Annotated in this window: 16 protein-coding genes; 14 read left to right on the plus strand and 2 right to left on the minus strand. The window is 61.8% G+C overall.

The genetic code is table 11. From position 1 onward, the window contains the following. On the minus strand, positions 1-2,413 hold a 2,413-nt coding region (locus Q7C33_RS18950), incomplete at its 3' end, for a retention module-containing protein (protein WP_407683931.1). 360 nt (positions 2,414-2,773) lie between these two features. On the opposite strand from Q7C33_RS18950, the gene Q7C33_RS18955 reads away from it, so the two are divergent. The 10 genes from Q7C33_RS18955 to Q7C33_RS19000 all read left to right on the plus strand — a co-directional run bounded on the left by Q7C33_RS18955 (position 2,774) and on the right by Q7C33_RS19000 (position 16,407). Beyond that, on the plus strand, positions 2,774-4,123 hold the full coding sequence (locus tag Q7C33_RS18955) for a TolC family outer membrane protein (RefSeq protein WP_030138006.1): 1,350 nt from the start codon (positions 2,774-2,776) through the stop codon (positions 4,121-4,123). 37 nt (positions 4,124-4,160) lie between these two features. Next, positions 4,161-6,317 (plus strand): type I secretion system permease/ATPase, encoded by a 2,157-nt coding sequence (locus Q7C33_RS18960; protein WP_407683932.1) that lies wholly within the window; start codon positions 4,161-4,163, stop codon positions 6,315-6,317. Continuing rightward, on the plus strand, positions 6,307-7,674 hold the full coding sequence (locus Q7C33_RS18965; RefSeq protein WP_198797002.1) for an HlyD family type I secretion periplasmic adaptor subunit: 1,368 nt from the start codon (positions 6,307-6,309) through the stop codon (positions 7,672-7,674). The genes Q7C33_RS18960 and Q7C33_RS18965 overlap by 11 nt, the downstream gene beginning before the upstream one ends. Before the next feature lie 357 nt (positions 7,675-8,031). After that, positions 8,032-8,934: a TauD/TfdA dioxygenase family protein gene (locus Q7C33_RS18970; protein ID WP_407683933.1), complete on the plus strand. Its 903-nt coding sequence runs from the start codon at positions 8,032-8,034 to the stop codon at positions 8,932-8,934. A 37-nt stretch (positions 8,935-8,971) separates the two neighbouring features. Further along, a complete protein-coding gene (locus Q7C33_RS18975; RefSeq protein WP_407683934.1) occupies positions 8,972-9,997 on the plus strand; it encodes an ABC transporter substrate-binding protein in 1,026 nt (341 codons plus the stop codon). A 5-nt stretch (positions 9,998-10,002) separates the two neighbouring features. Next, complete coding sequence (locus tag Q7C33_RS18980; protein WP_407683935.1) at positions 10,003-10,863, plus strand: ABC transporter ATP-binding protein; 861 nt, start codon at positions 10,003-10,005, stop codon at positions 10,861-10,863. Between the two features lie 12 nt (positions 10,864-10,875). After that, positions 10,876-11,742 (plus strand): ABC transporter permease, encoded by an 867-nt coding sequence (locus tag Q7C33_RS18985; protein ID WP_030138000.1) that lies wholly within the window; start codon positions 10,876-10,878, stop codon positions 11,740-11,742. Positions 11,743-12,023: 281 nt separating this feature from the next. Next, complete coding sequence (locus Q7C33_RS18990) at positions 12,024-12,512, plus strand: cell division protein (protein WP_407683936.1); 489 nt, start codon at positions 12,024-12,026, stop codon at positions 12,510-12,512. Then, complete coding sequence (locus tag Q7C33_RS18995; protein WP_407683937.1) at positions 12,505-13,947, plus strand: TIGR01777 family oxidoreductase; 1,443 nt, start codon at positions 12,505-12,507, stop codon at positions 13,945-13,947. The genes Q7C33_RS18990 and Q7C33_RS18995 overlap by 8 nt, the downstream gene beginning before the upstream one ends. 9 nt (positions 13,948-13,956) lie before the next feature. Continuing rightward, the gene (locus Q7C33_RS19000) at positions 13,957-16,407 is read left to right on the plus strand and encodes an alpha/beta hydrolase (RefSeq protein WP_407683938.1); all 2,451 of its coding nucleotides are present in this window, start codon (positions 13,957-13,959) and stop codon (positions 16,405-16,407) included. Here Q7C33_RS19000 and Q7C33_RS19005 read toward each other — a convergent pair. After that, complete coding sequence (locus Q7C33_RS19005) at positions 16,388-17,077, minus strand: NYN domain-containing protein (RefSeq protein ID WP_323155853.1); 690 nt, start codon at positions 17,075-17,077, stop codon at positions 16,388-16,390. The genes Q7C33_RS19000 and Q7C33_RS19005 overlap by 20 nt on opposite strands. Positions 17,078-17,553: 476 nt before the next feature. Between Q7C33_RS19005 and Q7C33_RS19010 the strand changes: the two genes are divergently transcribed. Genes Q7C33_RS19010 through Q7C33_RS19025 form a run of 4 tightly spaced genes read left to right on the plus strand, consistent with a single transcriptional unit; the run spans position 17,554 to position 22,251 of the window. Then, positions 17,554-18,330, plus strand: a complete 777-nt coding sequence (locus Q7C33_RS19010) for an efflux RND transporter periplasmic adaptor subunit (RefSeq protein ID WP_030137996.1) — start codon at positions 17,554-17,556, stop codon at positions 18,328-18,330. After that, the gene (locus tag Q7C33_RS19015) at positions 18,327-19,646 is read left to right on the plus strand and encodes an efflux RND transporter periplasmic adaptor subunit (protein ID WP_407683939.1); all 1,320 of its coding nucleotides are present in this window, start codon (positions 18,327-18,329) and stop codon (positions 19,644-19,646) included. Before Q7C33_RS19010 ends, Q7C33_RS19015 begins: the two co-directional genes overlap by 4 nt. Position 19,647: 1 nt before the next feature. After that, entirely contained in the window at positions 19,648-21,744 is a 2,097-nt protein-coding gene (locus tag Q7C33_RS19020; RefSeq protein ID WP_198797012.1) for a biotin/lipoyl-binding protein, read from the plus strand. A 15-nt stretch (positions 21,745-21,759) separates the two neighbouring features. Beyond that, complete coding sequence (locus Q7C33_RS19025; RefSeq protein ID WP_030137993.1) at positions 21,760-22,251, plus strand: GNAT family N-acetyltransferase; 492 nt, start codon at positions 21,760-21,762, stop codon at positions 22,249-22,251. Positions 22,252-22,357 lie beyond the last annotated feature (106 nt).

Here is a 22,357-nt window from a genome sequence, read left to right on the forward strand (position 1 = left end):
CGGTCAATGTCACCGTGGTGGTGTCATCGACATCGCTAACGATGGTGCTGACCGGAACGGTGTTAGGAGCAATGGCTTCCAAGTTACCGCCCGATGCCGAGGCAATCGATTCGGTGACGGTGGTTGGGCCTTGGTACACGTCGTTGCCGACAGGCACATTGAGCTCACCCGAGCTTGCGCCCGCAGCGATGGTGATGGTCTTGCCGCTGTCCAACGTAACGGTCACAGGACCGTTCTGCGCGGTGACGGGTTTTCCGTCAGCACCGGTCAGAGTGGCGGTGTAAGTGATCGTGCCGTTTTCGTTCACGGTCGGTGTGGCGGTCAATGTCACCGTGGTGGCGTCGTTGACGTCGCTGACGATGGTGCTAACTGGAGCAGTGTTTGGAGCAATGGCTTCGAGATTACCGCCGGATGCATCTTTGATCGATTCGGTGACAGTCGTTGGACCTTGGTACACGTCGTTGCCGACAGGCACATTGAGCTCGCCCGAGCTTGCACCCGCAGCGATGGTGATGGTTTTGCCGCTTTCCAACGTTACGGTCACCGGACCGTTCTGCGCGGTGACGGGTTTGCCGTCAGCACCGGTCAAAGTGGCGGTGTAAGTAATCGTGCCGTTTTCATTCACGGTTGGCGTGGCGGTCAATGTCACCGTGGTGGTGTCGTTGACATCGCTGACCACGGTGCTGACCGGAGCGGTGTTTGGCGCAATGGCTTCCAGGTTGCCACCGGATGCCGAAGCAATCGACTCAGTCACGGTGGTCGGGCCTTGGTAGACGTCATTACCGACCGGCACATCGAGCGCACCCGAACTTGCACCGGCTGCGATGGTGATGGTCTTACCGCTGTCCAAAGTCACGGTCACTGGACCGTTCTGCGCGGTGACAGGTTTACCGTCGGCACCGGTCAGCGTGGCGGTGTAGGTGATCGTGCCGTTTTCATTCACGGTCGGCGTGGCGGTCAAGGTCACCGTGGTGGTGTCATCGACATCGCTAACGATGGTGCTGACCGGAGAGGTGTTAGGAGCAATGGCTTCCAAGTTACCGCCCGATGCCGAAGCAATCGATTCGGTGACGGTGGTTGGGCCTTGGTACACGTCGTTGCCGACAGGCACATTGAGCTCACCCGAGCTTGCGCCCGCAGCGATGGTGATGGTCTTGCCGCTTTCCAAAGTCACAGTCACTGGACCGTTCTGAGCGGTGACAGGTTTACCGTCAGCACCGGTCAGGGTCGCGGTGTAGGTGATCGTGCCGTTTTCATTCACGGTCGGCGTAGCGGTCAGCGTCAGGGTAGTGGCATCTACCGAGTCGGTAATCGTAGTCACCGCAGGCGCCGTGCTCGGCACCAGATTCTCAAAGTTGCCGCCGGTTGCGCCGGTGATCGTGGTGCTAACGGTACTGCCGTTGTTGTAGACGTCGTTGGCTGGGGTATCGACAGCCACGGTACCGGTAGTTTGACCAGCAGCAATAGTAATGACCGAGCCGTTGCTCAAGGTCACAGTCACCGGGGTCTGAGCCGGATTGGTCAGCGTCGCGGTGTAAGTGATCTGGCCGCCTTCGGTAATCGTGTTGTTCGCACTCAGGGTGACGGTGGTGGTGTCGATGGTGTCGGTGATCTGGGTCACTGCCGGCGTGGTCGGCACGGTCACGGCGATGCCGCTGCCGCCGGTGGTACCCGTCACGGTCACGCTGATCTGGCTTGGGTCGTTGTAGACGGTGTCGTTCGGCGCGAGCGGTACGTTGACGCTACCGGTCAGTTGTCCGGCCTGGATCACGATGACCGCACCGTTGGACAAGGTCACGGTCAGGTTGGTCAGTGGCGCCTGGGTAACGGTTGCGGTGTAGACCAGCACGCCGCCGGCTTCGGTGATGGTCGGCGTGGCGCTCAGGCTCATGGTCGCATTGAGCACGGCGTTGGCTGTCGTATCGGTGGTGTCGCCACCCAAGGTGTTGTTGTCGGTCGCGGCGGCCGCAGCGAGGCCTGCGGTCGGGAAGCCGATCGTCGGATCGACGCTGCCGGCCGTGGCGTCCAGCACGACGAAGCTGTGGCCGCCACCGGCGGCGCCACCTGTACCCGCGGCGGTTGGGCCTGCGGCGGTGGCTTCCAGGGCGGTCGTCGGGTCGACGCCGGCGGCGATGGCTTGCTGCAACTCATCTACAGACGGCGCGGCTTGGGCTGTGGCCTGTTCGAGGTCGGTGGAGGAGTCCGGAGCGCTGGCGCTCCACTGAGTGTCGCGGCCCAGGTCCAGCGTGCGGCCATCGGCCAGCTCCAATGTGACGGCGCCGGCAGGGCCGGTGTCCAACTGGTCGCCCACATTCAGGCGATCGCCCTCAATGAGTACGCGCCGAATACCTTCGGGGGATACGGCGAAAACCTGACCAACAATGCTTTTGACAACGGCAATAACACTGCTCATTGAAGACTCTCCGGGTACCACGTTCAGTAGACTTCCATGGACCCGACAGCCTCGATGGCCATAGCGGTCTGGACGTTCATGCTCACTAAGGGAAAATGTTTTGACGCTTTAATTTGACAATATTTTGACTGTATTTTTCGGCGTATTTTGTTTCTGCCAAACTATTGACCTTCTGCCGGCCATCCTAAACAATCGCTTCCGTAATGTCACATTGATATTTAAGCGGCGACCTGTTCTTTCGGTGCGTGTTCCAGCCCCTGTTTTGAACTTTCCGACATACGGTCATTCCGGTTGCCATCATCCGATGCAGCGCCACGTTTCGCTGTGATTCAAGACAAGAGTTTCGGGAATAAACCAACCATGCGTTCGCACCTGCTCAAGGCTTTACCTTTCGCCCTCGCCGCCAGTTTCGTACAAGCACAAACCTTGCCGCAGGCCATGCAACAGGCATTGGACGTCCATCCGGAAATCCAGGCCGGCGTGAACAGTCGCCTGGCGGCTGACTATCAGCTCAAGGCGGCCAAAGGCGGCTACCTGCCTAGAGTGGACCTTGCAGCCGGTTATGGCCGTGAAGGCACCGACAGTGTGACGACCCGTTCGGGCAGTAATAATCATTGGGAAACCTTGAACCGCAGCGAGTCGAGCCTGCGTCTGTCGCAAATGGTTTTTGACGGTTTTGCGACGTCCAGCGAAGTAGGGCGTCAACAAGCCAACGTGAATTCCCGTGCTTATTCCTTGCTGGACGCGTCCGAGCGCACCGGGCTGACCGTGGCCCAGGTCTACCTGGACGTGCTGACCCGTCGCGAGTTCGTGCGCCTGGCCGAGGAAAACCTCAAGAGCCACGAGCGCATTTACGACCAGATCAAGCTACGCACCTCCCGTGGCGTGGGCAGCGGTGCCGACCTGGACCAGGCCGAAGCGCGCATGGCCCAGGCCCGCAACAACCTGATCACTGAACAAACCAACCTGGCCGATGCCGAGACCAATTACCTCAGCGCCGTCGGCCAACTGCCCGACCAGTTGGATCGTCCCGCCGACTTTATGGCGCTGTTGCCGGCCAACCTGACCGAAGCCCGTGCCCAGATGCTGGAAAACAGCCCGGTGCTGCGTTCGGCCGAAGCCGACATCGCCGCTGCCGAGAAACAGTATGAAGCTGCCAAGTCGAGCTTCTACCCACGCTTTGACGCCGAGCTGGGCCGCACCGCCGACAACGACCTGGACGGCCAGAACGGCCACAACAACGAGTGGCAAGCCATGCTGCGCATGCGCTTCAACCTGTATGCCGGTGGCAGTAACAAGGCCGACCTGGAGTCCAAGTCCTACCTGTCGAACCAGGCGTTGGATATTCGCAACAACGCGCTGCGCCAGTTGAACGAAGAGCTTGGCCTGGCCTGGAACGCCCTGAACAACGCCAACGCCCAGGTGCCGGTTGCCCAGCAATATGTGGATCGCAGCAACAGCGTGCGCACCGCCTATCAGCGTCAGTTCAGCCTGGGTGAGCGCACCCTGCTCGATTTGCTCGACAGCGAAAACGAGCTGTTCAGCGCCTCCCGCCGCCTGGCGGAGATCAAGAATGTGCAGCTGTTCACCCAGTACCGCATCAAGGCGACCATGGGCCAGTTGCTGAAAAGCCAGGGTGTGGTCGCGCCGTTGGCATCGGTTGTGCAGAACGACGTGAAACCCAAGGTCCAGTTGCCTGGGATGAATTGAGTCCTCCAACCCGTTTCAATCAGTCAGAGTGCCGAGCGTGGAATCAGAAGTCAGTCCAGTCGAACTAGTCCATGACCCGCGCACGCTGCACGACGACCCGCTGTTGGATGGTTTGCTGGCGCTCTGCATGCTGCATCAGAAGCCTGCCAGCGCGGCGATGCTCACCACCGGCCTGCCGTTGCCCAAGCAACGGCTGAGCGTCGAATTATTGTCGCGTGCGGCGGCCCGTGCCGGTCTGCAAGGCCGGGTGCTGCAACGCAAGCTCGAGCAAATCCCCGCCATCGCCATGCCGGCGCTACTGCTGCTGAAAGAAGGCCGCAGCGCCGTCCTGCTGGGCTGGGTCGAGGACGGCCAGGCGCGTTTGCTGCTCAGCGAAAGCGACGGCGGTGAGGTCACCGTCAGCCGTGACCTGCTCGCCGATGACTACAGCGGCAAGGTGTTCTTCGCCCAGCCGCAGCATAAATTTGACGTTAATCACGGCACGCTCATTCCCCGGGCGCGTTCGTGGTTTCGTGACACCCTCAAGCGGTCCCGCTGGCTGTACGCCGACGCCATCGCCGCCAGCCTGCTGATCAATATCATCGCCATGGCCGCGCCGCTGTTCGTGATGAACGTCTATGACCGCGTGGTGCCGAACCAGGCCGAATCGACGCTGTGGGTATTGGCGGTCGGCATCACCGGCGCCTATGTGTTCGACCTCATCCTGAAAATGCTGCGCAGCCTGTGCCTGGATCTGGCGGGCAAGAAAACCGACCTGATCATCTCGGCGACACTGTTCGAGCGCATCGTCGGCATGGCGATGAAATATCGTCCGGCGCGGGTGGGCAGCTTCGCCCAGAACATCCATGAGTTTCAAAGCCTGCGGGACTTCCTGGCCTCGCTGACGCTCACCAGCCTGATCGACCTTCCGTTCACTCTGTTGATCTTCATGGTCATCGCGATCCTCGGCGGGCATCTGGTGTGGATTCCGGTGGTGGCGTTTCCGCTTGCGCTGTTGATCGGTTATGCGCTGCAGAAGCCGTTGGTAGCGACCATGGAGCGAACCATGGCCCTGGGCGCCGAGCGCCAGTCCAGCCTGATCGAAACCCTGGCCGGCCTGGATGCGGTGAAGGTCAACAACGCCGAGAGCGAGCGCCAGTACCAATGGGAACAGACCATCGGCACCCTCAGTCGCCTTGAGCTGCGGGTGAAGATGTTGTCCGGCCTGGCGATGAACATCACGTTGCTGATCCAGCAACTGGCCGGTGTGGTCATGATTGTCTTCGGCGTCTACCAGATCATCGCCGGCAATCTCAGCATGGGCGGGCTGGTTGCCTGCTACATGCTCAGCGGCCGCGCCCTCAGCCCGCTGGCATCGCTCTCGGGTTTGCTGACCCGCTATCAGCAGGCGCGGGTGACGATGACCTCCGTCGACCAGATGATGGAGTTGCCACAGGAGCGCAATTTCGAAGAGCGTCCGCTGAGCCGCAAGGTGTTGCAGGGGGCGATTGAATGCCGCCAGCTGAACTTCACCTACCCGAACCAGCAGAACGCGGCGTTGAAAAACATCAACCTGGTGATCAAGCCTGGCGAGAAGATCGGCATCATCGGTCGCAGCGGCTCGGGCAAGAGTTCGCTGGCCAAATTGCTGGTGGGCCTTTACCAACCGGACGACGGCGCGTTGCTGGTGGACGGCGTGGACATCCGCCAGATCGATGTCAGCGAGTTGCGCTACAACATTGGCTACGTGCCCCAGGACATCCAGCTGCTGGCCGGCACCCTGCGCGACAACCTGACCTCCGGCGCCCGCTACGTCGAAGATGAACTGGTGCTCCAGGCTGCAGAACTCGCGGGCGTGCATGAATTTGCCCGCCTGCATCCGCAAGGTTACGAACTGCAAGTCGGCGAGCGCGGGCAGAACCTGTCCGGCGGCCAGCGGCAAAACGTCGCCCTGTCCCGCGCGCTGCTCCTCAACCCGCCCATCCTGCTGTTGGACGAACCCACCAGTGCCATGGACAACACCGGTGAAGAACGCTTGAAACAGCGCCTGGCCGCCGTGGTGGAAAACAAGACCGTGCTGCTGGTGACGCACCGGGCATCGTTGCTGTCGCTGGTGGATCGCCTGATCGTGATCGATCGGGGGCAGATCCTCGCCGATGGCCCGAAAGCCGCCGTCATGGAAGCGTTGAAGAAGGGGCAGATCAGTGTTGCTTAAATCGGACTCAAAAGGCGCTATCGGCCGCTACTTCAAAGGTTCCGAGTCGCTGCACGGCCAGCCGCTGCCCGAGGTCAACAAGGCGCTGATCGAAGACGCTCCCCGCGTGGTGCGCCTGACGATCTGGGGCATCATTGCCTTCTTCGTTTTCCTGGTGTTGTGGGCCAACTTTGCGGTGATCGACGAAGTCACCAAGGGCGACGGCAAGGCGATCCCATCGTCCAAGATCCAGAAAATCCAAAACCTTGAAGGCGGCATCGTCGCTGAGCTGTTCGTCAAGGAAGGGCAGATCGTCGAGGCCGGCGCGCCGTTGATTCGCCTGGACGACACCCGGTTTGCCTCCAACGTCGGCGAAACCGAGGCGGATCGCCTGTCGATGCTGTTGCGGGTCGAGCGCCTGAGTGCCGAAGTCGATGACCGGCCGTTGAAGTTTCCGCCCGATGTACTCAAGGCAGTACCGGGCCAGGCTGCCAGTGAGGAGTCGCTGTACATCAGCCGCCGTCAGCAATTGCACGATGAGATCGGTGGCTTGCAGGAGCAGTTGATCCAGCGTCAGCAGGAGCTGCGCGAGTTCATTTCCAAGCAGGCGCAATATCGCTCTGGCCTGGCACTGCAACGCCAGGAAATCAACATGTCCGAGCCGTTGGTGGCCCAAGGCGCGGTATCGCCGGTGGAAGTGCTGCGGCTCAAGCGCGCCGAAGTCGAGACCCGTGGGCAACTGGACGCCACGACGCTGGCGATTCCCCGTGCCGAATCGGCGATCAAGGAAGTGCAGCGCAAGATCGACGAGACCCGCGGCAAATTCCGCAGTGAAGCGCTGACCCAACTCAACGAAGCGCGCACCGACCTGAACAAGGCCCAGGCCACCGGCAAGGCCCTGGAAGATCGCGTTAGCCGTACCCTGGTGACATCGCCGGTGCGCGGCATCGTCAACAAGATGCTGGTGAATACCATTGGCGGTGTGATCCAGCCGGGTAGTGACCTGATAGAAATCGTGCCGCTGGACGACACCATCCTGGTGGAAGCGAAAATCCGTCCCCAGGACATCGCTTTCCTGCACCCTGGCCAAGACGCCACGGTGAAATTCACGGCGTATGACTACACCATCTATGGCGGGATGAAAGCCAAGCTGGAACAGATTGGTGCCGACACCATCACCGATGAAGACAAGAAGACCACCTACTACATCATCAAGCTGCGCACCGAACGCAGCCACCTGGGCACGCCTGAAAAGCCCTTGCTGATCATCCCGGGGATGGTAGCGTCGGTGGACATTATCACCGGCAAGAAAACCATCCTGAGCTACCTGCTCAAACCGATCATCAAGGCCCGGTCCGAGGCGTTGCACGAGCGGTAAATAGATATTTGCGGCGCACGCGCTTTTGTGGCGAGGGGATTTATCCCCGCTGGGCTGCGCAGCAGCCCCAACCAGCCACTTCGGTGTGTCAGGCATATTTGCATTCAGCCATTCAGGGCTGCTGCGCACCCCAGCGGGGATAAATCCCCTCACCACAGGATCAATGGTGGTCCCATAGGTTCTGCCATATACATATGCATTTTTAATATTTAAATTAAGTTTCTTATACCTTTAAAGTCACCCCCCTGCGTACCTGCCGACCAATCGGCGCGCCGCACGACACAAACCAACACGGTGACCCCGTGAGTTTTGATCGAGTGCGCGCCCATTCAAGCGCGCCGTGCGTGGGAGTGATGTATGCCAGCCGTCTCTTATTCTCCAGATTCAAATGCCGCGAACAGCGCGCCACAGTCGTTCGACATCCGCCCATTCTCCGATGCCGTAGGCGCCGAGATCATCGGCCTGGACTTGTCCCGGCCCATCAACGACCAGGATTTCGCCCGCATCCACCGCGCCCACCTCGACTATCACGTGGTGGTGTTCCGCGAGCAACGCATCACCCCTGAACAACAGATCGCCTTCAGCCGTCGTTTTGGCGTGCTGCAGATCCATGTGCTCAAGCAATTCCTGCTGGCCGGGCACCCGGAAATCCTCATCGTTTCCAACATCATCGAAAACGGCCAGTCCATCGGCCTAGGCGATGCCGGCAAGTTTTGGCATTCGGACCTTTCCTATAAGGAATTGCCCAGCCTCGGCTCGATGCTCCACGCCCAGGAATTGCCGAGCGAAGGCGGCGACACGTTGTTCGCCGATATGCACAAGGCGCTGGATGGTTTGCCCGAAGCGCTGCGTAAGGCGATCGAAGGCCGTTCGGCGGCGCATTCTTATACGGCGCGTTACAGCGAAACCAAGTTCGAGGGCAACTGGCGTCCGAAGCTGACGCCCGAACAACTGGCCCAGGTCGCTGAAGTCGTGCATCCGATCGTCCGCACGCATCCGGAAACCGGGCGCAAGGCATTGTTCGTCAGCGAAGGCTTTACCACCCGCATCGTCGGCGTGCCGGAGGATGAAAGCACCGCCATCCTGACAGAGCTGTATGCCCACAGCGTGCTGCCGCAGAACATCTATCGCCATCAATGGCAGCCCCACGACCTGGTGTTCTGGGACAACCGTTCGCTGATCCACCTGGCCGCCGGTTGCCCAAGCCATCTGCGCCGCAAGCTGTATCGCACCACCATCCAGGGCGACGCCCCTTTCTGATCGGCTGCGCAGCGCGCAAAGAGCCTGGAGAATCACCATGTCCAAACGCATTGCTTTTGCACCGTTGGCCGCGGCCATCGGCCTGGGGTTCAGCCTGCTCGCCGGCAGCCTGGTTGCGCCGGCCAGCGCTCACGCCGAGGGCGAGATTCGCATCGCCGAGCAGTTCGGCATCGTTTACCTGCTGCTCAATGTGGTGCGCGATCAACAACTGATCGAAAAGCACGGCAAGCAGGAAGGCATCGACATCAAGGTCGACTGGACTCAATTGTCCGGCGGTGCGGCGGTCAACGATGCGTTGTTGTCGGGTTCCATCGACATTGCTGGGGCCGGCGTCGGGCCGTTGTTGACTGTCTGGGATCGCACCCGTGGCAAGCAGAACGTCAAGGCGGTGGCGTCGCTGGGCAACTTTCCCTATTACCTGTTGAGCAACAACCCGAACGTCAAGACTATCGCCGACTTCACCGAGAAGGACCGCATCGCGGTGCCGGCGGTGGGTGTTTCGGTGCAGTCACGGATCCTGCAATACGCCGCCGCCAAGCAGTGGGGCGACAAGGATTTCAATCGCCTCGACAAGTACACCCTGGCCGTCCCGCACCCGGACGCCACGGCCGCGTTGATCGCCGGGGGCACCGAGTTGACCGGGCACTTTTCCAACCCGCCGTTCCAGGACCAGGCCCTGCAAAACCCCAACGTCCACGTCGTGCTCAACTCCTATGACGTGCTCGGGCCGAACTCGCCCACGGTGTTGTTCGCCACCGAGAAATTCCGTGATGAAAACCCGAAGACCTACAAGGCCTTTGTCGAGGCCCTGACCGAAGCCGCCGAGTTCGCCCAGAACGACAAGGGTGCGGCGGCGGACACCTATCTTCGGGTGACCAAGGCCAAGATTGACCGAGCAACCTTGTTGAAGATCATCGATAACCCGCAGATCGAATTCACCGTCACGCCGAAGAGCACCTACCCGCTGGCGGAATTCCTCTACCGCGTCGGCGCCATCAAAAACAAACCGGCGTCGTGGGAAGACTATTTCTTCCAGGACGCCAAACCGTTGCAAGGGAGCTGATTGTCATGAACGCGCCATTGCAAGGCCACGCGGCCAGCAACCCCACCTCCGCCAGCACGGCGTTGTTGTCGGTGGATAACGTCAGCCTGGAATACCGCACCCCGCAGCGTGTGGTGCGGGCCACCCATCAAGTCAGTTTCGAAGTCGACCCGGCGGACCGTTTTGTACTGCTCGGCCCGTCGGGTTGCGGCAAGTCCACGCTGCTCAAGGCCATCGGCGGTTTCATCGCGCCGTGCGAAGGCGAGATTCGTTTGCAAGGCCAACCCGTCAACGCGCCAGGCCCTGACCGGATCGTCGTGTTCCAGGAATTCGACCAGTTGCCGCCGTGGAAAACCGTGAAGCAGAACGTGATGTTCGCGCTGCTGGCGTCGGGCACGCTCAAGCGTCGCGAGGCCGAGGAGCGGGCGCTGCATTACCTCGACAAGGTCGGGCTGGCGGCGTTTGCCGATGCTTATCCCCACACCTTGTCCGGTGGCATGAAGGCCCGCGTCGCAATCGCCCGGGCGCTGGCGATGCAGCCGAAAATCCTGTTGATGGACGAGCCCTTCGCCGCCCTCGATGCGCTGACCCGACGCAAGATGCAGGAAGAATTGCTGCTGCTCTGGGAGGAGGTGCGTTTCACTCTGTTGTTCGTCACCCACTCCATCGAAGAAGCGCTGGTGGTGGGCAATCGCATCCTGCTGTTGTCACCCCATCCGGGGCGTGTCCGGGCGGAAATCCACAGCCATCAATACGACCTGCACAGCCTCGGCGGCGTGGGGTTCCAGCATACGGCGCGGCGGATTCATGGATTGCTGTTCAATGAAGGTCAGCCGCCTGAAACCGAGCGTGAGCTGGATTTCACCGACATCCGTATTGCGTATTAAGGGGGGCCGTTCATGAGCCAATTATCGCCTGCGCGCGAAGAATACGAAGTCGACCTGCAACCCCTGACCCACGTGCCGCTGGAGCGCGAATTGCCCCTGGGCCAGCGCCTCTGGCAGCAGGGTTGGCTGCGTAAAAGTCTGATCCTGATAGTGCTGGCGGTGCTGTGGGAGGGCGTGGCGCGCTACCAGAACAATGACCTGCTGTTGCCGGGCTTCCTGCAGACCGCCAACGCGTTGTACGACGGTTTGTTCAGCGGCGAGCTGTTGGGCAAGGTCTGGATTTCCCTGGTGGTGCTGCTCAAGGGTTATCTGCTGGGCATCATCCTGGCGTTTGGCCTGACCACCCTGGCGGTGTCGACGCAGTTGGGCCGCGACCTGCTCAGCACGTTGACGTCGATGTTCAACCCATTGCCTGCCATCGCCCTGTTGCCGTTGGCGTTGCTGTGGTTCGGCCTGGGGCAGAACAGCCTGATTTTCGTGCTGGTGCATTCGGTGCTGTGGGCGCTGGCGTTGAACATGTATGCGGGCTTTCTCGGCGTGTCGGAAACGCTGCGCATGGCCGGGCGCAACTATGGCCTCAAGGGCCTGCGCTTTGTGCTGTTCATCCTGATCCCGGCGGCGCTGCCGTCGATCCTCGCAGGGCTGAAGATCGGCTGGGCCTTCGCCTGGCGTACCCTCATTGCTGCCGAACTGGTGTTCGGCGCGACCAGTGGCAAGGGCGGCTTGGGTTGGTACATCTTCCAGAATCGTAATGAGTTGTACACCGACAAGGTGTTTGCCGGGTTAGCGGTGGTGATCCTGATCGGGCTGTTGGTGGAGAACCTGGTGTTCGACAGTCTGGAGCGGGTGACGGTGAAGCGCTGGGGGATGCAGCGTTGAGCCATTCCTGAAATCACTTGGAGCCCGTGGCGAGGGAGCTTGCTCCCGCTCGACTCTGTAGGCGCTGGCGAAGCCTGCGATCTTTGATCTTTGATCTTTGATCTTTCGCTTGAGATAGCAATGCCCAGGAAAAGATTGCAGCCCCTACGCAGCTCCACAGAAGCGCCTGTGGCCTGGCTGGGCGGTGCAATGCTTGTTAAACCCTCAACATAATTAGCCAAGTAAAGCCCCTCCCTTTTCCTTTAGACTTGCCGCCTCCAAGCAAGCCTTCAGGACACGGAATGCCAGTCCCTCCCAACCCCCTTCGCAAAGCCCTGGTCGTTTGGTTGTACGCGGCGGCCCTGATGCATCTGCTTGCCGGCCTCATGCTGACCTGGGCCGGTCATTCCGGCTTGCTCGATGACTATCTGAACACCATCGAACTCGCTTTCTGGGGCGCCGATTCAGTGCCTGCTACGGCCCGCGCGCAACAGGTCTGGTGGCTGGCGTTGTTCGGCGCCACGTTGCAAAGCTACGGGTTGTACATGCTCGCCCTCGTCCACATCGGCAATCGATTGAAGAGCGCCATGCCCTGGGGCTGGCTCATCGTCGGCATCCTGCTGTGGGCGCCCCAGGACATGTGGATTTCCGCCCAGGCGCGGGTCTGGTCGCACCTGTGGTTCGACAGCGTTGCCTTGCTCGTTTTATTGCCGCCGCTGTTATGGCTATATCGCCACGATCGTCAAACCTCCCTGCCTGACAACGCGCCGAGTGAATCCAACCATGGCTGATTTTTCACCGCTGGACTGGGCAATCGCCCTGCTGATCGCCCAGGCAATCCTCGGTGCGCTGGACACCTTGTATCACCACGAACTCACCGTCGCCTTGCCCTATCGCCACAGTGCGCGGCTAGAGCTGTCGATCCACGCCTTGCGCTCGTGCTTCTACGGGATCCTGTTCCTGGGCATTGCGCATCTGGCTTTCGAGGGGACGTGGGCGATAGTCATCGCGTTGCTGTTCGCCCTGGAGATTTGCCTGACGCTCTGGGACTTCGTGGTGGAGGACCGCAGCCGCAAGCTGCCGCCTATCGAACGCATCATGCACACGGTGCTGGCGGTCAACGGCGGGGCGTTCTTTGCGTTGTATGGCGTGCAATTGGCGCAGTGGGCGAGTTTGCCAACCGGGCTGAGCGCAATCGACCTCGGCTGGCGCGGCTGGCTGTTGACCTTGTTCGCCATCGGCGTGACGGCCTCGGGGATTCGCGACGGCTTGGCGGCCTTGCGTATGCAACGCGCGGGCAAGCCCGCCAACCCGTTTGCCGGTGGCGCCTACAAGCGCGTGCTGGTCACGGGCGGCACCGGGTTCATCGGCGAAACATTGGTCAATCAACTGCTCGACGCCGGGCACACGGTCAGCGTGTTGGCTCGCGATCCGTTGAAAGCGGCCTATCTGTTTGACGGTCGCGCCCGTTGCCTGCGTTCGTTGGGCAAGCTGGGGCATGAAGAAACCTTCGACGTGGTGATCAACCTGGCCGGTGCGCCGGTGGCCGGCCCGCGCTGGAGTCCCAAGCGCCAGGCGCAACTCATCGCCAGCCGGGTCAATACCACCGAAGCCTTGATGGCCTGGTTGAGAAACGCGCGGCACAAACCGGCGTTGTGGGTCCAGGCTTCGGCGATTGGTTTTTACGGCGTGCGTGACGCCGGTGAAAGCCTGGATGAAAGTGCCAGCCAGGGCGAGGGTTTCATGGCTGAGCTCTGCGCGCGCTGGGAAGCCTCCGCGCGGCCTGCCGTCGAGTTGGGCGTGCGCCAGGTGGTGCTGCGCCTGGGTGTGGTGTTCGGGCCGGGCGGTGCATTGCTGCCATTGCTGATTCCGTTTCGCCTGGGGTTCGGCGGGCGGATGGGCGACGGCAAGCAAATCATGAGTTGGGTACACCGCGACGATGTCATCCAGGTGATCGCCCGGGCCTTCGCTGATCAAAGCCTGAGCGGCACCTACAACCTGGTGGCGCCGGAAACGGTCAGCCAGGCGCTGTTCGCCGAAAGCGTCGGCAAGGTGCTCAAGCGCCCGGTGTGGTTCCATATTCCGGCCGCGCCAGTGCGTGCTTTGGCTGGCGAGATGGCCCAGCTGTTTTTCGATGGACAGCGCGTGGTGCCCGACCGTCTCGTCGAGGCCGGCTATGCGTTCCGTTACCCGACGCTCGACGCAGCCCTGCGCGACCTGGCCTGAGGAACATCCATGAGCAAGCCCCGGATGTACCTGCTGGCCGGCAACGGCAGCGCCGCCGATTGGTGGGGTGACGCCTTGCCGCACTTCCAACACTATGACGTAGTGCCCCTGGAACTGCCCGGCTTCGGCAATAACCCGCAGGCACCTTGCGAAGACCTTGCGGCCTACGCCGAAGCATTGCTGGCGACGACGGTGCGGGGCAGCGCGATCATGGCGGTCGGCGTGAACGCCTTGCTGGTGCTGCACGCCTTGCAACGCCAGCCGGGGCACTTTTGCCGCAGCGTTTTGCTGGCGCCGGTGGGCGCGTTTTTGTGGCAGCGACGGTTGCCGGCGTTGATGTCGCCGCTGCCGATTCGAAAGACCATTCACTGGCTGCTGGCGAACAAGCCGACGCTGTTTGCCCACAAGTTTTCCAGCCAGGCCTGGACGCCGGCGCAGTGCCAGCGCATGGGCGCCGGCTATGCCCGCTGCCGGGCCTTTGTGCCGCATTGGGACCTGGTGCGCGCCGACACCGCGTTGCCGCTGCTGGAATGGATCACGGATCCGGTGGAGCTGGTCTGGGGTGATCAAGACAAGGTGTTGGGCGTCGCCCAAGCGGCGGCCTGGTCGGCCATCCTTGCCCGCGCCGATTTGACCATCAGCCTGAAGCCCGGCTGGGGCCACTATCCATGGATTGATTCACCGGCTGAATTCGCGATGTGGCTGGAGTCCGGCGAGCGTGGTTTTGTCGCGCATACCAAGGGCGGCCGCTTGCGTCTCGCGGCGCTGGCTGGGCAGCCGGTGCCGGCGGCGCTGTCGCTCAACCATTGCGATGATCCACGTTTGCCAGGCTTTCTGAACGGCCAGCCGGATGCTACCTGGGCCGTGCGTTCTTCCAGCTACGGCGAGGATCAGGCCGATGCGGCGAATGCCGGCTTGAGCACCACGTTCCTGCGCGAACCGACGTGCAACGTGCCGGCGCGCATTGCCGAGTTGAGCGCGGCGGGTGTCGAGGAAGTGGTGGTGCAGCGCTTCATCACGCCACGGTTGTCCGGGATCGCGTTCGTGCGTCACTTGTCTGTTGAATTGGAGTGGGTCGAGGGGCATCTGGAGTCGTTGGCCGATGGCCAAGTGAGCCCCGAGCGCGCGGTGATGTCCCGCCTCGGCGAGTCATGGAGCAGCGGCACCTTCAGGCCTGCCTATGGCCTGACCGCCGAAGTGCTGTGGCGCTTTCTGCAAGGCGTGCTGCGGGTCTTTCATTACGTGCCCGGTGATGTTGAATGGGCCTGGGACGGGACCCAGCTGTGGCTGTTGCAATACCGCCCGATCAGCGACTACGGCTGGCGCCGTCACCTGACTGCCGCCAACATTGCCGAGATCCTGCCGCCCCGACCCAGCGTTCTGGTGGAGTACGCGCAGCGCCGTGCGGCGACGAGTATTCCGGCGATCATGGCGCGTTGGGATCGGCGGGTGCTGCAGGACAACGAGCCTTTTACGGCGGTGTTTGGCGGCGCTTCGTACATCAATAATGATTTGTTTCTCGCCCGGCTGGCTGACTGGGGCGTCAGCGCCAGCAGCTATGCCGGCGAGGTCGGCGGCGCGACACCGCACCTGCCCTGGCGGCCACTGCGCCTGCTGCGTTCGCTGCCGTTGTTCCTGCGCATGCAACGCATCGCCCGAGGGCATTTGCTGACGCTGGAAAACGGCCTCCGACGTTTTGATCGAGAGCTGCACGAGCTGACCGGACAAGGCGCCAACGGCCAGCAATTAGCCGACTGGTTTACCCGCTTCTACGTGTTCGTGGTGCAAGGCAACCTGTGCATCGCCAGCGCCTTGGCGAGCAGCGGCGGGGACTGGCTGGGACGACCGCCGACCGCCTATGACGATCTCGAACACAGCCCTCATCGCCTGCCGTGGGAGACCGACCCGGCCACACCGCGTCCGGCGCCGATCGAGCTGCCATTGCAGGCCTTTCCTCAATGGCCGGTGGCGATTCGCCTGGCCCACGGTGTAGGCCTGCCGGGGTTGCGCGGCTATTATTTGCAGGTGCGCGAATGGTATCGCGATAACCTGATGCGGATCTTTTTCCGCCTGCACCACGCCATGCCGGGCGCTGACCGGACGCACTGGTTCGCACCGCACCCGGACATCCGCAGCCGCGACGGCAGCTTCTGGCAGGACGGTCGTGAAGGCACTGAACAGGCAAGCGGATTCCTCATCTACCCGGGCCAGGCCCAAGGCATCCTCGGCGAGGACATCCTGCTGGAAGACACCCTGGACCCTGGCCGCCACGCCCACTACCAAAACGCCCGCGCCGTGATCGCGCGCATGGGTGGACGCCTGTCCCATGGCTCGACGTTGCTGCGTGAACTGCGCAAGCCTTCGGCAGTGTTGCCTCAGGCGGATGTGGGGTGGTTGGGGCGTGAGGTGGTGTATTGCGATGGGGAGTTGAGGTTGGTTGTTACCAATAATCCGGCTTGATGGCAGGGGCTTTGTGGGTGGGTACTCGGCGGGGGAACTGGTGGGATTCAAGCTCTTCGCAAGTGACGACTCGACGCATCCAATCTGCGTGTTCTTTTAGCGAGCCGGGCGCCAGGCGTTTGGATCCGGTACGGTAGGGGAGTACCACACCAATTTTCAGGTCAGGGAAATCCTCTCGAATGGCTCTTAAGGCTGGGGCCATATCGGTATCCCCAGAGACCAGTACGAGTTGTTTGATACGACTCTCCGGCGGCACGTTTTCTTGTTTTGACGCCGTGCGATACATACTGATCGCAATGTGAACGTCCGTCTCCTTTTCTTCCAGCTTCCAGATAGCCACAGTATCTTGGCGTGAAGCGCCGATTTTTTTGCTGACAAAGCGCGGGGCATTGGCACGCTCTAGCTGATGACGACCATAATGCACGGCAACTTTGTTGGCCTTCAACGCGCGTACGTAGGAATCTTGGGCCTCTTTGGAAATGATTCCCCGGGTCGCCAGTTCAGGTTTCACAGAGGACGTGAAGTAATCAACGGACGCCAGTGAGCTTTGAGGATTTTCGACGTGGGCGATATGCGTTAACAGACGTGTCAGGTTTAGCCATTTATAGGGCGTACCGGCGAGTAGTCCATAAAAGACGTTATATCCATCAACGAAAAAAGCAGTACGCACAAACTCAATCCCCAGAAACGAAAAAACCGGCCGAAGCCGGTGTTTTCACCCCAACGGCCAGAGAATTTAATCCCTGCGTACGGGGTTGAGCAGTGAACAAATCCTAAGCCTGGGATGACTCTACGTCAACCGCGGATGGAGGGGCCCTAGCACCGGCAAGATGAGTTTTGTGCATCTGGCCCCAAAAGGGTCAAGGGATTTATCGCTCAGTTTGCCAGCGATTATTACAGGTTCCATCCAAAAAAATTGTGGTCATTATGTGGCATAAATAATCCATAGCCCGCTGCTGTTTCGAACGAACGGGCTCTCCGAAATGCATGTGGGATTTAGTACCGTTATACCTCAGTAAAATCCGTTAGTTTTTTTGGTCGTTCTCAGGTCTTTTTGAAACAAGAGATTTCCCTCCGCCCACGCGCTCCCCTTGACGCCCCCCACCGCTGTCGTAGACTCCGACCATCCGTCAGGGAGTAACGGTCATGCGACGTTTATGCAGTTGGGTTGTGGGATTGACCTTTATAACGTGCGGGGTGCAGGCGCAGACGCCGGCGTCCGACGATCCGTTGCTGGAGAGCAACGTTTCGGCCAGTGCGTCGGGCAACGAGGCGCGAGGGGTACTGCGGGCGCGGGATCAGGCGGTGCTGGCCAGTGAGTTGGCCGGGCGGATTGTCGAGTTGCCGTTCAGTGAGGGCGAGTCGTTCAAGAAGGGCGACACCCTGGCGCGTTTCGACTGTTCGGCCTATCAGGCCCAGCTCAATGCGGCCCAGGCGGCCAGCCGTGGCGCCGGTGAAGAGCTGGCCCACAATCGGCAGCTCGCGGCGCTGAAATCCGTCGGACGTTTCGAGGTGTCGCGGGCCGAGGCCCGTCTCAGCGAGGCGCAGGCGCAATCCCAGGTTTATCAAGTGCAGGTCAAGCGCTGCAGCGTCATCGCGCCGTTCGATGGGCAGATTGTGGCGCGCAAGGTCCAACGTTATGAAAGCGTCGCGGCCGGTGCGCCATTGTTGGACGTCGTGGACAATCGCACGCTGGAAATCCATCTGTTGGTTCCCTCGCGCTGGATGGGCAAGCTCAAGCCCGGCCAGTCGTTCAGCTTCGTTCCCGATGAAACCGGCAAGCCGTTGCAAGCGACGGTCAAGCGCCTGGGCGCGCGTATCGACGAGGGCAGCCAGACGTTGCTGCTGGTGGCGAGCGTGCCGGATGCCAGCGGCCTGCTGTCTGGCATGAGCGGTACGGCGCGTTTCTCGGAGTCGAAGTGAACGCGCCAGTGACGGGCAGCGCCGAGCAGGTGTTCGCCCGTTTCCTCGATCTGGAACGCCAGACCAGGGCTGCGCGCACGCCCGAGCAGTTGAGCTACAGCCTGGTCAACGACGGCCAGGCGTTGTTCGGCTTTCGTCATGCCGCGTTGTTGATCGCTGGCAAGGTCCAGGCCGTGACCGGCGTCAGCGCCATCGAGCCGAACGCGCCGTTTGTGGCATTTGTCGAGCAAGCCGTCGCGCAGTTGTTCAAGAAGGGATCGCTGGACAAGGCGCGGGTCATTGCCCCTGGCGAGGTGAGTGAGCCGGTCCAGGCGGATTGGCGAAGCCTGTCGGCCGGGCAAGTGTTCTGGCTGCCCTTGATCGATCATCAAGGCCAAGTGTTTGGCGGCTTGTGGTTCGCCCGCGACCTGCCATGGACGCCGCCGGAGCAAGTGCTGCTGTCGCAACTCGGCGACACCTACAGTCATGCGTGGCTGGCGCTGCAACCGCGCAAGCCGTGGCGCCTGCGTTGGACGCGCAAGCGCCAGGTCGCACTGGTGGCGGTGTTGCTGCTGGGGTTGCTGATCCCGGTGCGCCAATCCGTATTGGCCCCGGCCGAAGTGGTACCGCTGGGCGGGCAGGTGGTGGCGGCGCCGTTGGATGGCGTGATTGCCGAATTCCTGGTCAAGCCCAACCAGGCGGTGAAGAACGGAGACCTGTTGCTGCGTTTCGAAAGCACCACCCTCAAGGCCCAGGCCGATGTCGCCGAGCGGGCATTGGGTGTGGCCGAGGCGGAACTCAAGGCCAATTCCCAGCGCTCGTTTGCCGATGCTGAATCCAGCTCGAAGATCGACCTGCTGGCGGCTCGCGTCGAACAGAAACGTGCCGAGCGCAACTATGCCATCGAGCTGCTCAAGCGCAGCGAAGTTCGCGCCGAACGTGACGGCATTGCCGTATTCGCCGATGCCGAGCGCTGGCTCGGAAAACCTGTGCAGACCGGCGAGCGGCTGATGGAAATCGCCGATCCGAACCAGGCCGAGTTGCGCATCGAGCTGGCTGTGGGCGACGCGATTGCGTTGGAGCCAGGCGCGCAAGTGGCATTGTTTCTCGACAGCGATCCGTTGCAGCGACACCTGGCCCGGCTTGAGCGTTCGGCCTACGAAGCGCAGCCCACCGCCGCCGGGCAGTTGGCCTATCGATTGGACGCGCGTTTCGATGCCACGGCGCCGCGCATCGGCCTGCGGGGCACGGCGAAAATCTTCGGTGATCGCGCGCCGTTGGCGTTGTATCTGTTGCGCCGGCCGCTTGCGGGTCTGCGCCAGAGCGTAGGCCTGTAGCGTGGACCTGCCGAGCCTGCGGTCGGACCTGCAATTGTCTGCCGCCGCCCCCGACCCCGACGGCTCGCCGCAATGGACCCTGGCCGATCCGGTACGCGGACGCTATTTCAAGCTGGGCGCGGCGGCGATGCGCATGTTGCGGCACTGGTCCCTGGGTGATCCGGAGCAGGTATTGCGAGCGGCGAACCGCGAACCGGGCCTGCCGCTCAATGGCGAATCGCTGGAGCAATTGCTGGGCTTTTTGCGCGGCCATGACCTGATCAGCGCGATGGACCCGCAGCAACGCGACAGCTATCAATACAAGACCGCTTCCCAGCGTCAGAGCCTGTGGCAAATCCTGCTGCATCAATACCTGTTTTTCCGCATACCGCTATGGCGTCCGGATGCGTTCCTCAATCGTGCCTGGCCATTTCTCGCGCGGTTCGGCCCCGGCATCCTGCGCTATGGAATACCGCTGACCCTGGGCCTGGGCATTTTCCTGGTGTCCAGGGACTGGCAGCGGTTCCTGGCGACGTTTCCCCACCTGTTCAGCCTCGGCGGTGCGCTGGCGTTCGGGGTGGCCTTGTTCTTTGCCAAGCTGTGTCACGAATTCGGCCATGCGTTCATGGCCAAGCGTGCCGGCTGCCGCGTGCAAAGCATGGGCGTGGCGTTCATGGTGCTGCTGCCGATGTTCTATACCGATGTTAGCGACGCCTGGCGGGTCAATGATCGTCGGGCCCGATTGCTGATTGGTGCGGGCGGCGTACTGGCGGAGTTGCTCTTGGCCTGCATCGCATTGCTGGCCTGGTCACTGTTGCCCGACGGCCCGGCGCGCACGGCAGCGTTCATGTTGGCCAGCGCCACGTGGATCACCACGCTGATCATCAACCTGAACCCTTTCATGCGCTTCGACGGCTACTTCCTGCTCAGCGATTTGTGGGCTGTGGACAATCTCCAGGGCCGTGCGTTTGCCCTGTGTCGCTGGCGCTTGCGCGAAGCCTTGTTCGGTTATGGCGCTGCTGCCCCGGAACCCTGGTCACCGAAAATGCGCCGGCGCTTGCTGGTGTGGGGCTATGGTTCCTGGCTGTGGCGTGCGGCGTTGTTCTTCGGTATTGCCCTGGCGGTCTATCACCTGTTCTTCAAGGTGCTGGGCATCTTCTTGATGTTGGTGGAATTGATCTGGTTCATTTTTATGCCCATCGTGAATGAAGGACGGCAATGGTGGAGCCGCCGCGAGCAGGCCCATGGCCCCCGCGTGTTGCTGACCTGTCTGGTGCTGCTGGTCGTTCTACTTGCCTTGCTGTTGCCGTGGCGCAGTGCCGTGGAAGTGCCGGCGATGCTTGAGGCCGGTCGCGCCAGCGCCTTGCATGCGCCAGTGGCGGCGCGGGTCAAGCAGGTGAATGTCCGTGACGGCCAGGTCGTGGCCCAGGGCGACGTATTGATCGAGTTGGAATCGCCGGACATGGCGTCGCGCCTGGCGATCGTCCGTCGGGAAATCGAGATCCAGCAACTGCAGATGCGCCGTCAGGCCGGCCGCAGTGAAACCGCCGCCGATGCCGGCATTGTCGAACAGCAACTGGCCGAAGCCGTGGCCGACTATCGAGGGCTGGTTGCCCAGCGTGAACGCCTGCTGTTGCGTGCGCCCCACGCCGGACAGGTGCGCGATCTGCTGGCGGACCTGACCGTGGGGCGCTGGTTATCGCCCACGCAGCCGCTGGCGCGGGTGGTGCAAGCCGACTCCCGCTTGCGCGGCTACCTCACCGAAGCCGAACTCTGGCGGGTCGCGCTTGGTGCCACCGGACGGTTTATTGCGGACGATCCGATGCACGCCTCGATTGCCATCCAACTGAACGAAATCGACACCAACGGCGTGGCCTGGGTCGAGCAACAGGCGTTGACCTCTGACCACCACGGGCCGATCGCGGTGCGCCGCGATTCGCAGCAACGGGCCGAGCCGGTGCAGGCGCAATACGGTGTGCGGCTCAGTGCGGTGGACGACACATCCGCCCCCGTACAGCCGCTGCGTGGCGTGGCGGTGCTGCAGGGCAAGGGCGAGTCGGTATTGGGCGCGGCCTGGCGTCGGTTGGCGGCGTTGGGCGTCAGGGAAAGCGGGTTCTAAATCCAGGGAGCGAGCATGGACTCAGTGGCGGCAGAAGGATTGGTGGTACGTCCATCGCGGGTCAGCGATGGTCCGTTCCTGCAGGGCCTGTACCAGGCGGCGCGGCCGGACTTGCAATGGATCGACGGTGATCCCGAGCAGGTGCAGCAAGTGATCGCCCAGCAGTTCGAGATACAAGAGCAGGGCCTGGGGGACAACTTCCCCAACGCCATGCATTACGTCGTGGAAAAGCTCGGCACCGCCATCGGCGCCTTGAGCACCGATTTCGGCCCTAACGAAATCCGCGTCCTCTACCTGGCTTTCGTCCCCCAGGCCCGTGGGCAAGGCTATGGCCGGGCAGTGTTGCAAGGCGTACAGAAAGCCGCACAACAGATCCGCTGCCCGGTGGCGACGGTGGTCTGGGCCAGCAACCCCCACGCCCGCCGACACTACCTGGCGCTGGGCTTCGAAGTGCAAGAGCGCAACCCCGCGGCGGAGCGGTTGGTCTGGTATCCGAAAGGCAATTGACCGGATCTTACAGACGCTAAAGAACCCCTGTGGGAGCGAGCCTGCTCGCGAAGGCGGTGTACCCGTAACTTCCGCGCCGCCATCCCTTGCTTTCCAAGCAAACCCT

The sequence above is a fragment of the Pseudomonas sp. BP11-1-1 genome, from assembly GCF_052112105.1.
In the GTDB taxonomy this organism is placed as follows: Bacteria; Pseudomonadota; Gammaproteobacteria; order Pseudomonadales; family Pseudomonadaceae; genus Aquipseudomonas; species Aquipseudomonas alvandae.

Coding starts and splice junctions, on each gene's coding strand:
- Q7C33_RS19025 (WP_030137993.1), top strand. CDS start 21,760: ATGGACTCAGTGGCGGCAGAAGGATTGGTGGTACGTCCATCGCGGGTC.
- Q7C33_RS18995 (WP_407683937.1), top strand. CDS start 12,505: ATGGCTGATTTTTCACCGCTGGACTGGGCAATCGCCCTGCTGATCGCC.
- Q7C33_RS18955 (WP_030138006.1), top strand. CDS start 2,774: ATGCGTTCGCACCTGCTCAAGGCTTTACCTTTCGCCCTCGCCGCCAGT.
- Q7C33_RS19000 (WP_407683938.1), top strand. CDS start 13,957: ATGAGCAAGCCCCGGATGTACCTGCTGGCCGGCAACGGCAGCGCCGCC.
- Q7C33_RS18990 (WP_407683936.1), top strand. CDS start 12,024: ATGCCAGTCCCTCCCAACCCCCTTCGCAAAGCCCTGGTCGTTTGGTTG.
- Q7C33_RS19010 (WP_030137996.1), top strand. CDS start 17,554: ATGCGACGTTTATGCAGTTGGGTTGTGGGATTGACCTTTATAACGTGC.
- Q7C33_RS18975 (WP_407683934.1), top strand. CDS start 8,972: ATGTCCAAACGCATTGCTTTTGCACCGTTGGCCGCGGCCATCGGCCTG.
- Q7C33_RS18980 (WP_407683935.1), top strand. CDS start 10,003: ATGAACGCGCCATTGCAAGGCCACGCGGCCAGCAACCCCACCTCCGCC.
- Q7C33_RS18985 (WP_030138000.1), top strand. CDS start 10,876: ATGAGCCAATTATCGCCTGCGCGCGAAGAATACGAAGTCGACCTGCAA.
- Q7C33_RS18970 (WP_407683933.1), top strand. CDS start 8,032: ATGCCAGCCGTCTCTTATTCTCCAGATTCAAATGCCGCGAACAGCGCG.